Source organism: Synechococcus sp. R8-2, assembly GCF_047461715.1.
In the GTDB taxonomy this organism is placed as follows: Bacteria; Cyanobacteriota; Cyanobacteriia; order Thermostichales; family Thermostichaceae; genus Thermostichus.
The window spans coordinates 1-5,331 of record NZ_JANSHQ010000362.1; the positions used below are offsets into that span (position 1 = coordinate 1).

The following is a 5,331-nucleotide window of genomic DNA, read 5'->3' on the forward strand; positions in this document are numbered from 1 at the left end:
CCGCCACACTCGGCGTAGAGGGGTGGGTGGGTGGGCGGGGGAGGTTGTTGGTTAATTCTCTCAGATAGAGGTGCTGCAAACAATTCCGGGAACCCTCCCCACAGCAGCACGCCGTCGCAGGGCTCCGGTGGCCATAGCCCCACCTGGAGGGGGGAATACTCCAGCAGCTCGGCTCCACAGGCCCGCAACAGATCCAAGTTGTCGGCGTAGTAGAAGTTAAAGGCGTGGTCTTGGGCCACCGCCACCCGTACCTGTTCGCAGCGGCGGGGCGGAGTCCTTTCGGTGAGAGGGGGGATCCCTGGCCACAGCTCTCCTACCGCTGGAGGAAGCCTCCGAATCAGGGGCAATAGGCCATCCCAATTGACGTGTTGCTCGGCCAGCTCGGCCCAGGCAGCTTGCCAGTGGGGGAAGTGATCCAGTTCTGAGACAGGCACCAACCCCAGGTGTCGGCTGGGCAACCGCAAATCCTCCCGCCGGGGAAACTGGCCCAAGACTGGGATCCCCGCTGCAGCCGCTGCCTGCTGCAAGATTTGTCCATGCCGCTCCGAGGCCACCCGGTTGAAAATCACCCCGGCAATGGAGAGGCGGGGATCCCAGCGGCTCAAGCCGTAGAGCAAAGCGGCCACCGTCGTTCCCATGCCGCTGCCATCGATCACCAGCACCACAGGGATCCCGAGCAGGCGGGCCACATGGGCGCTGCTGGCAAAAAAAGGCTCCGTTCCGCCCTCGGGGAGGGGCAGGGATCCCGGCGCTCGTCCATCGAAGAGGCCCATTACCCCCTCCACAATGGCTCCATCCTTGCCCTGGCAATGGTGGCGAAAGCAGCGCTGCACAAAGTCCTCGTCGGTCAAGAAGGGATCCAAAGTGCGACAGGGGATCCCGCTCACCGCCGTGTGAAACAGAGGATCAATGTAATCCGGCCCCACCTTGAAAGGTTGGATGCGCAGGCCCCGTCGCCTCAGAGCGGCCAACAGAGCCAGAGTGATGGTGGTTTTGCCGCTGCCGCTTGCTGCCGCCGCCAGCAGAATGGCCATCTTTCCTGCCCAAGGGTTAGAACTCGATGCCGATTTGCGCCTTGATCCCCTGGTCACGGAAGGGATGCTTGACCAAAGTCATCTCCGTCACCAGATCGGCTCGGTCGATCAACGCTGCCGGCGCGCCCCGCCCCGTCAAGATCAGGTGAACCCGCTCCGGTTTCTCCGCTAGCCCGGCCAACACCCTGTCCGGCGAGAGATATCCCAACTTGAGGGCGACATGGATCTCATCCAGAAGCACCAACTGAAACTCCCCGCTGGTGAACAGCTCCCGCCCCTTTTCCCAGGCCGCCTGTGCATGGGCGATGTCTCGCTCCCGGTCTTGGGTTTCCCAGGTAAAGCCCTCTCCCATGGCGTAAAAAGCTATTTTCCCCAGGCCCAGCTCTGGATGCTCGGCCAATTTCCGCAATAGCTTGGCTTCTCCTGGATCCCAGGCCCCCTTGATAAATTGCACCACCCCCACCGACAATCCCTGGCCGAGGGCGCGGAAGATCATGCCAAAGGCAGCCGTGGTCTTTCCCTTGCCCTGCCCGGTGTGTACGATGATCAAGCCCTTGTCATCTCGCATGCCCGACAGACGCTGCCGCTGGATCTGCTGGCGTTTTTGCATTCTTTGGCGATGCCGCCAGTTTGGGTCGGCCTCTGCGCCCGGTGAAGACTCCGCACCGCTATCGCAAGCGTCCTCAAGTTCTGTTGTCGAGAGGGGTTGGGATCCGGAAGCCGGTGCAGGCAAGCCAGACAGGGCGGGTTGGGCCATAATCAAAAGGAATCGAGATTCGCCACACAGGCTGAGGGGAACTGCACCACTGGCGCGACCGTCGGGGCAAACCCAAGTTCCCCACAGTGAACCGCCTTTATCCTAATCCGGTTTCATTCGGCTGGGATATGAGAGAACCGGCTGCCGCTTTCCGAGATAGCCTGCTAATGTACTGCTTCATCTGGGCAGTGCTGGCAATAGGGTGTTTTCAAGTCTTGCCCCGCATCCAAGTCGTATCTGCCGCCGAGTTGCAACCGTGGCTAGCGCCCAGCTACTTTGCAGGTCTGGGGGGATCCCTATTGGCAGCCTTGGGATCCCTGTTGGCCATCTCAGCCGAAACGACGCCAAATCCTGCCGACAAAAAGCATCTGCACCGCTTGGCTTGGGGATTGGGGACAGTTGGCTTTCTCGGCGTTCTCTCCCCCCTGGGCTTGGCCGGCGCATTCTTTCTCAAAGCCGCTCAGGGGACAGACTGGTGGCAGGGTCTGTTTGGCTGAAGCCGCCCACAGCTTATTTTTTTGACAAATGGGCGGAGGTTGGGGGTACTATAGGGACAAGTTCCGTTCTTTATCCAGAGCAGACTGAGGGACCAGGCCCAATGAAGCTGCGGCAACCCGGCGGAAGCCTCCGCTACGGTGCCAATTCCTGCGGTTAGTCAGTAACCGAAAGATAAAGGCAATAAAGTTTTCTCTAGAGGATAGCCCTCTTTGGCGGGGGACTTTTCTGGCAACTTTATCCTTTAGCAGCTCCCATAGCTCTGGTCGCGGCAGCGGGGCAAGGCCTTCGCGGCAGTGCTGGTGCGTCAGCGGTGCAGAACGCTTGCTGGTTGCTGGGCCTTTCCTCTGGCTGAGTTGGGACTGGTGCGGAGCACCTGGGGATCCCTGGTTGGCTCTTTCTCCGACGGATAATGAACGAGCGGGTGAGCCTTGTTTTTTGTTCAGGTTCTCAGTTCTAGCTTTTAAGGAGAAGGTTCGTTGTCCAAGTCGTTTTTGTTTTCCTCGGAGTCGGTGACGGAGGGGCACCCCGACAAAATCTGCGATCAGATCTCCGATGCCATCGTGGATGCCCTCTTGACGGCGGATCCCCTCAGTCGGGTGGCCGCCGAGGTGGTGGTCAATACGGGCCTGGTTTTGTTGACCGGGGAGATCACCTCGCAAGCGCAGGTCAACTTCACCCGTCTGGTGCGGGACAAGGTGGCCGAAATTGGCTATACCGATGCCAAGAATGGGTTTTGTGCAGAAAGCTGCGCGGTGTTGGTGGCTTTCGATGAGCAATCTCCCGATATTGCCCAAGGGGTGAACATGGCCCTGGAAAGTCGCGGCTCCCAGGAAGATCAATTCGACTTGGTCGGGGCCGGGGATCAGGGGTTGATGTTTGGCTTTGCCTGCGATGAAACTCCCGAGTTGATGCCCTTGCCCATTAGCTTGGCCCACCGCCTCAGCCGCCAGTTGGCCACGGTTCGCAAAAACGGCACCCTGCCCTATCTGCGCCCGGATGGCAAAACGCAGGTGACTGTGGCCTATGAGGAAGGTCGCCCGGTGGGCATTCACACCCTGCTCATCTCCACCCAGCACACACCCACGATTGGCGCCATTACGGAAGAGGCGGCGGTGCAAGAGCGGATCCGCGCCGATCTCTGGGAGGCAGTGGTCACGCCGGTGTTTGCCGAGCTGCCCATCAAGCCGGATAGCCACACCCGCTTCCTCACCAATCCCACCGGCAAGTTTGTCATCGGCGGCCCTCAGGGAGATGCGGGCCTGACCGGACGCAAGATCATCGTCGATACCTACGGCGGCTATTCTCGCCATGGGGGCGGGGCCTTCTCCGGCAAGGATCCCACCAAGGTGGATCGCAGCGCTGCCTATGCGGCTCGTTACGTGGCCAAGAACATCGTGGCAGCTGGCTTGGCGCAAAAATGTGAAGTGCAGGTGAGCTACGCCATTGGGGTAGCCCGCCCCATCAACATTTTGGTGGAAACCTTTGGCACAGGGCGCATCCCCGACGAAGAGCTGTTGCGGCTGGTGCAGCGCCACTTCGATCTGAGGCCGGCAGCCATTTTGGCCCAGTTCCAACTGCGGGAGCTGCCCCGCCAACGGGGGGGACGCTTCTACCAAAATGTAGCGGTCTATGGTCACTTCGGGCAAACTCACCTGGATCTGCCCTGGGAGCGCACCGATAAAGCCGCTCTGCTGCGGGAGGAGGCTCTTGCCAAGGCGACTGCCCTCTTGGCCTAAGAGGGGATCACTAAGACGGCCTACTGCCTCAATGCTTGCCCTGGTGCAGTTGCTTAACCAGGTGGGGTAGCTCCGGCAGGATCAGGCTGCGCATAGCCAGTTGCACGGCTGCTGGGGAGCCAGGCATGGAAAAGATCAAGCACTTTCCGTGGATCCCGGCGATGGCCCGAGAGGCGATGGCCCGACTGCCAATCTGGGCATAGCTGAGCTGGCGGAAGATCTCCCCAAAGCCGGGCAAGGTCTTTTCCAGGAGAGCCTCGATGGCGTCGTAAGTGGTGTCGCGGGGGGCGATGCCTGTGCCACCATTCAACAAGATCACCGGCAGGGATCCGGCCCAATCCTGAACCTGCTCTCGAATGAGCTGCGGTTCATCTCGGAGAATGCAATATCTCTCCACCCGGTGGCCGGACTCCTGGAGGGCTGTGCAGATAAACTGGCCGCTGTGATCGGTTTCAGGGGTGCGTGTGTCGCTGACGGTGATCACCCCACAGGGCAAGGAGGCAATGTGCTCTGCACCGCTGTCGCGATCAAGGGGAAAGGTCATGGCCAGGATCCCTGAGGAAAGAGAGTGGCAAGCCCATCAAGACTGTCCCTGAGGGGGCTCGGCAGGAGTTGGAGGGTCAACGACCGTCTGCTGGAGCTCTAGGATCCCTGAGGACTCTGCCCCACCAGCACGGGCGAGTTGGGGAGGAGGGGACTGGGCAAGCAGGCGGCGCAGCTTGGGGGGAAGCTCCTGCAACTGCTCCAACAACAAGTTTAGAGATATGGCCGGTTCTCTGGAAAACAGGGATCCCGCGGGGGGTACCGGCGGCAGAGGAGAACAGGCAAAGGCAGCCGCAGCCAAAGAGCGGATCCGCTCCTGCTGCTCCTGCCAAAGGAACTGGCCGATTTCTGGGGGAAAGGTAAGATGAGGAGAGCCGCGACGCTGCCAAAGGCGGAGAAGCTGCTCCACAGAGGCGGCCTTGTACCGCCCCTGGTAGAGGGCTTCTAGCAAGGCTGCCGGGATCCAAAGATCCGGGAACAACTGGCTCCAGCGCTCCACCCAAACCTGGCTGGGTTGACCTTCCAGCTCAAACCCATAGTGCTCCAGAAAGGTGGCAGGATCCATCAGCCCATGGCAGCCCAAGGAAACTTAACCCCAAGCTAACCCAGAGGGACTGACGAGAAATCAGGCTCCTCTTTCCGGGATCCCTGAGGAAACTCTGGCTCAAGAATACCTCAACTGGCTTTCTGTGAAGCTCCTATGAAGGGAAAGCTCGGGAAGGTCGTGTTCTCCCTCAATGGGCTCCGCACCGCTGACGCGAAC

General features: G+C 60.4%; 6 protein-coding genes and 1 riboswitch. Of the genes, 2 read left to right on the plus strand and 4 right to left on the minus strand.

The window, feature by feature from the left end; translation table 11 throughout:
- A partial coding sequence (locus NW819_RS09015) for a cobyrinate a,c-diamide synthase (RefSeq protein ID WP_414413542.1) occupies nucleotides 1-1,034 on the minus strand: 1,034 nt, incomplete at its 3' end.
- 16 nt (nucleotides 1,035-1,050) lie between these two features.
- The gene (gene cobO / locus NW819_RS09020; RefSeq protein WP_414413543.1) at nucleotides 1,051-1,644 is read right to left on the minus strand and encodes a cob(I)yrinic acid a,c-diamide adenosyltransferase; all 594 of its coding nucleotides are present in this window, start codon (nucleotides 1,642-1,644) and stop codon (nucleotides 1,051-1,053) included.
- Nucleotides 1,645-1,919: 275 nt separating this feature from the next.
- Between cobO and NW819_RS09025 the strand changes: the two genes are divergently transcribed.
- Both NW819_RS09025 and metK read left to right on the plus strand, forming a co-directional pair.
- The gene (locus NW819_RS09025) at nucleotides 1,920-2,288 is read left to right on the plus strand and encodes a hypothetical protein (RefSeq protein WP_011434147.1); all 369 of its coding nucleotides are present in this window, start codon (nucleotides 1,920-1,922) and stop codon (nucleotides 2,286-2,288) included.
- 67 nt (nucleotides 2,289-2,355) lie between these two features.
- Nucleotides 2,356-2,467, plus strand: a riboswitch (SAM riboswitch).
- Between the two features lie 298 nt (nucleotides 2,468-2,765).
- Complete coding sequence (metK, locus tag NW819_RS09030) at nucleotides 2,766-4,025, plus strand: methionine adenosyltransferase (protein WP_041436796.1); 1,260 nt, start codon at nucleotides 2,766-2,768, stop codon at nucleotides 4,023-4,025.
- Between the two features lie 28 nt (nucleotides 4,026-4,053).
- On the opposite strand, the gene NW819_RS09035 is transcribed toward metK, so the two are convergent.
- Both NW819_RS09035 and NW819_RS09040 read right to left on the minus strand, forming a co-directional pair.
- Nucleotides 4,054-4,569 carry a MogA/MoaB family molybdenum cofactor biosynthesis protein gene (locus tag NW819_RS09035; RefSeq protein ID WP_414344296.1) on the minus strand — a complete coding sequence of 172 codons (516 nt, stop codon included), beginning with the start codon at nucleotides 4,567-4,569 and terminating at the stop codon, nucleotides 4,054-4,056.
- Nucleotides 4,570-4,605: 36 nt separating this feature from the next.
- Nucleotides 4,606-5,133, minus strand: coding sequence for a hypothetical protein (locus tag NW819_RS09040; protein WP_414380883.1), 528 nt, complete (start codon nucleotides 5,131-5,133; stop codon nucleotides 4,606-4,608).
- Between the last annotated feature and the right edge of the window lie 198 nt (nucleotides 5,134-5,331).

Excerpts from the sequence above, each read along its gene's own strand:
- NW819_RS09040 (WP_414380883.1), bottom strand. The coding sequence starts at position 5,133 with ATGGATCCTGCCACCTTTCTGGAGCACTATGGGTTTGAGCTGGAAGGT.
- cobO (WP_414413543.1), bottom strand. The coding sequence starts at position 1,644 with ATGCAAAAACGCCAGCAGATCCAGCGGCAGCGTCTGTCGGGCATGCGA.
- NW819_RS09025 (WP_011434147.1), top strand. The coding sequence starts at position 1,920 with ATGAGAGAACCGGCTGCCGCTTTCCGAGATAGCCTGCTAATGTACTGC.
- NW819_RS09035 (WP_414344296.1), bottom strand. The coding sequence starts at position 4,569 with ATGACCTTTCCCCTTGATCGCGACAGCGGTGCAGAGCACATTGCCTCC.